The sequence below is a fragment of the Streptomyces sp. NPDC003016 genome, assembly GCF_053591455.1.
Genome location: NZ_JBSFTV010000090.1, coordinates 1 through 4,921 on the forward strand (window position 1 = coordinate 1; position 4,921 = coordinate 4,921).

Genomic DNA, 4,921 nt, shown 5'->3' on the forward strand with positions numbered 1-4,921 from the left:
GTGTGTCCGAGGCGGACATGCAGCGGCTGGCCCGTTCGGGAATGCCGCCGCTCTCCGTCGAGCAGGGCCTCGCCCTGTTCGACACGGCACTCGCCACGGGCGAGACTGTGGTGGTGCCGGTGCGGCTGGACCTCGCCACCCTGCGTTCGCGCGGCGAAGTGCCCCCGCTCTTGCGGGCATTGATCCGCACCCGCTCTCACTCCCGACGGAGTGCGGTCGCGGGATCGGTCACCGCCAGTGGGCTGCTGGCCCAGCTGACCGGACTGACCGCGGCTGCCCGCCGCGAAGCGCTGCTGGATCTCGTACGCAAGCAGGTCGCCCTGGTGCTCGGTCATGTCGGTGTGGCAGCCGTGAACCCCACGGCTCAGTTCAGGGAGCTCGGCTTCGACTCACTGATGGCTGTGGAACTGCGGAACCAGCTGAGTGCGGTGACGGGCCTGCGGCTGACCGCCACGCTGATCTTCGACTACCCGACCGCGACAGCGCTGGCCGACCACCTGAGGGACGAGCTGTTCGGTACCGACGTCCAGACAGCGATCCCGGCTCGGATGCTTCCGCCCGTGGCCGACGACCCGATCGTGGTCGTGGGCATGAGCTGCCGGTATCCCGGTGAGGTCGCCTCGCCGGAGGATCTGTGGCGACTGGTCACGGAGGGGACAGACGCCGTGACCGGCTTCCCGGCCAACCGCGGCTGGGACGTCGACGGGCTCTTCAACCCCGACCCGACCCATGCGGGCACGTCGTACACCCGATCGGGCGGTTTCCTCCAGAACGCGGGCGACTTCGACCCGGAGTTCTTCGGGATGTCACCGCGTGAGGCGATGGCGACGGACTCGCAGCAGCGGCTGCTGCTCGAGGCGTCGTGGGAGGCGATCGAGCGGGCGGGCATCGACCCGGTGTCGCTGCGCGAGAGCCAGACCGGTGTGTACGCCGGTGTGATGTACAACGACTACGGCACCACCCTGAACGGCAAGCAGTTCGAGGGGCACCAGGGCCAGGGCAGTGCCGGAAGTGTCGCCTCGGGCCGGGTGTCGTACACCCTGGGCCTGGAGGGTCCGGCGGTGACGGTGGACACGGCGTGTTCGTCGTCGCTGGTGGCCATGCACCTGGCCGCGCAGGCCCTGCGCAGTGGTGAGTGCTCGCTGGCCCTGGCCGGCGGTGTGACGGTCATGTCGACCCCCGGCACGTTCGTGGAGTTCTCCCGTCAGCGGGGCCTGTCGCCTGATGGCCGGTGCAAGGCGTTCTCCGAGTCGGCCGACGGTGTCGGCTGGTCGGAGGGTGTCGGCATGGTGGTGCTGGAGCGGCAGTCGGACGCGTTGCGCAACGGTCACGAGATTCTGGCCGTGGTGCGGGGCAGTGCGGTCAACCAGGACGGTGCGTCCAACGGTCTGACGGCGCCCAACGGCCCGTCGCAGCAGCGGGTGATCCGCCAGGCGCTCGCCAGTGGCGGGCTGTCGATGGACGACGTCGATGTCGTGGAGGCGCACGGCACCGGCACCACGCTCGGTGACCCGATCGAGGCGCAGGCTCTGATCGCGACGTACGGGCGCGACCGTGACCCGGAGCGTCCGCTGCTGCTGGGTTCGGTGAAGTCGAACATCGGTCACACCCAGGCGGCGGCCGGTGTGGCGGGCGTGATCAAGATGGTGATGGCGATGCGCCACGGTGTGCTGCCGCAGACGCTGCACGTGACCGAGCCGTCGTCCCATGTGGAGTGGTCGGCGGGCGCGGTGGAGCTGCTGACCGAGCCCACGCCGTGGCCGGAGGCCGGTCGCGTCCGGCGCGCGGGTGTGTCGTCGTTCGGGATCAGCGGTACGAACGCGCACGTCATCCTGGAGCAGCCCGAGCCGGTCATCGAGATCGTGCATGAACCGGCCGCTCCGGCAACCGCGTCATCAGCCGTGGTGCCGTGGGTCCTCTCGGGCAGGACGTCGGAGGCGCTGGCGGCCCAGGCGGCGCGGTTGCTGTCGGTGGTGGACGGGGAGACGGCTGCCCGCCCGGTGGACGTCGGATACTCGCTGGTGGCGAGCCGGTCGCTGTTCGACCACCGTGCGGTGGTCCTGGCAGGTGACTCCGCCGACACCGTGCGCGCACTGACGGCCCTGGCGTCCGGTGCTCCGGATGCGTCGGTGGTGTCGGGTGCGGTGGTCGGTGGCCGTTCGGCGGTGTTGTTCTCGGGTCAGGGTTCGCAGCGGTTGGGGATGGGCCGGGAGTTGTATGGCCGGTTCCCGGTGTTCGCGGAGGCGCTGGACTCGGTACTCGCTTTGCTGGACGGTGAGTTGGGCCGCCCGTTGTGTGAGGTGATGTGGGGCGGGGATGCGGAGTTGCTGAACGAGACGGGCTTCACTCAGCCGGCGTTGTTCGCGGTCGAGGTGGCGTTGTTCCGTCTGGTGGAGTCGTGGGGTGTGTCCCCGGACTTCGTGGCGGGTCATTCGATCGGTGAGATCGCGGCGGCGCATGTGGCGGGGGTGTTCTCGCTGGAAGACGCCTGTTCGTTGGTGGTGGCGCGGGCGCGGTTGATGCAGGCGCTGCCGACCGGCGGCGCCATGATCGCGGTGCAGGCGACGGAGGACGAGGTCCTGCCGCTGTTGGTCGACGGTGTGTCGATCGCGGCGGTCAACGGCCCGTCGTCGGTGGTGGTTTCCGGAGTCGAGCAGGCGGCTCTGAAGGTCGCCGCTCAACTTGTGGAGCTGGGCCGTAAGACGACGCGTCTGCGCGTCTCGCACGCGTTCCACTCGCCGTTGATGGATCCGATGCTGGAGGAGTTCCGGGCGGTCGCGGAGGGTCTGTCGTACGCCGAGCCGGTCATCCCGGTGGTGTCGAACCTGACCGGTGGTATGGCGTCGGCCGAGGAGCTGTGTTCGGCCGGGTACTGGGTGCGCCACGTCCGTGAGGCCGTGCGCTTCGCCGACGGCGTCCGCACCCTCGGTGAGCAGGGCGTGATGACGTTCCTGGAGCTGGGCCCGGACGGGGTGCTCTCCGCCATGGCCCAGGAATCCGCACCGGAGAGCGCGGCGTTCATCCCGATGCTCCGCAAGGAGTGGGACGAGGAGCTGACCGCGCTCACCGCGCTGGCTCGCGTTCACGTGCGCGGTACGATGCCCGACTGGGCCGGGATGTTCGCCGGAAGCGGTGCGCGTCGCGTCGAGTTGCCGACGTACGCCTTCCAGCACCAGTGGTTCTGGCCGACCGGTTCGCAGTCCAGTGAGGCCAAGAACGTACGGGCCGCGGGGCTCGGTTCGGCCGAGCATCCGCTGCTGGGTGCGGCCGTCGAACTCGCCGCGGGCCAGGGCGTGCTGTTCACCGGCAGGTTGTCGGTGCAGACGCATCCGTGGCTGATGGACCACGCGGTGATGGGCCAGGTGCTCCTTCCGGGGACGGCTCTGCTGGAGCTGGCGATCCGGGCCGGGGACGAGGTCGGCTGCGACCGTGTCGAGGAACTGACGCTCGCTGCGCCGCTGGTCCTTCCGGAACACGGCGCCATTCAGGTGCAGGTGGCGGTCGGCACCCCCGACGAATCGGGCCGGCGTTCGGTCGGTGTCTACTCCCGCCCGGAAGACGCGGGAGACGCGCCTTGGACGCAGCACGCCACGGGCGAACTGACCGCCCGTTCCGAGGCAACGGAGACCGGCTTCGATGCGACGGTGTGGCCGCCTGCGGGCGCGGAGGCGCTGGACGTCGAGGGTTGCTACGAGCGGTTCGCGGAGCTGGGCTTCGCTTATGGTCCGGTGTTCCAGGGCCTGCGGGCAGCGTGGGTCCGGGACGGCGAGGTCTTCGCCGAGGTGAGTCTGCCGGAGAGCGCGCAGGGGGATGCGGCCGCGTTCGGTCTGCACCCCGCCCTGCTGGACTCCGCACTGCACGCCTCTATGCTCGCCGGTGAGGCAAGCGGCGAGAGCAGTGGTGGTCTGCCGTTCTCGTGGGAGGGCGTGTCGCTGCACGCCACCGGCGCCTCAACTCTGCGGGTGCGGCTCGCGCCGCTCGGCAAGGACGCGGTCTCTGTGGCCGCGGTCGACACCTCCGGTGCACCGGTCGCCTCAGTCGACTCACTGCTCGTACGGACGGTGTCCAGCGAGCAGCTGAACGGTCCTGCCGGAGTCGGCAGGGATTCCCTGTTCGGCGTGGAGTGGACGCCGGTCGCGGCCGGGTCCTGGCCGGCTGATCAGCAGCTGGCCCTCCTGGGTGCGGATCCCTTCGGAATCGCCGACGCCCTGGCCAAGTCCGCCGCAGGAGTGGAGACGTACGCCGATCCGCAGTCGCTGGCGGCGGGGGAGTCCCCGGTGCCGGGCACTGTTCTGGTGAGCGTCGCCGGTACGTCCGGCAGCGGGATCCCGGAGTCGGCGCATGCGCTGACCGCCGAGGTGCTGGCCCTGGTGCAGGGCTGGCTGGCCGAGGAGCGGTTCGTCGGCTCGCGGCTGGTGTTCGTCACCCGGGGCGCCGTGGCCGTGGACGGTGGCACGGTCGCCGACCTGGCGGCGGCCTCCGTATGGGGTCTGGTGCGGTCCGCGCACTCGGAGAACCCGGGTTGTTTCGGACTGCTGGACCTTGACCCGGCGGATGACGCCGGCGCCTCGGCGTCGGTGCTCGGGGCTCTCGGCTCCGACGAACCGCAGCTGGTCCTCAGGGAAGCCGAGGTCAGGGTCGCCAGGCTGGGCCGAGTGCCGCTCCCGGAGCCTGTCGCCCCGGTCGGCGAGGAGGCCGGAGCGACTGGAGAGTCCGGAGAGTCCGCCAAGGCAGAAGGGGCGGAACGGGCGGAAGGGACAGTGGAAGGCTGGGAGCGGGACGGCACGGTCCTGATCACCGGTGGTACGGGTGGTCTGGGCGCTGTCCTGGCCAGGCATCTGGTCACGGAACGCGGCGTACGCCGTCTGTTGCTGCTCAGCCGCCGGGGCCTCGGTGCCGACGGTGCGCGAGCACTCGTCGA

At 70.5% G+C, this 4,921-nt stretch carries 1 protein-coding gene; it reads left to right on the forward strand.

The genetic code is table 11. The annotated features are described in order from the left end of the window. The coding region (locus ACWDZ4_RS34935; RefSeq protein WP_451512406.1) for a type I polyketide synthase at positions 1–4,921 on the forward strand (4,921 nt) is incomplete at both ends.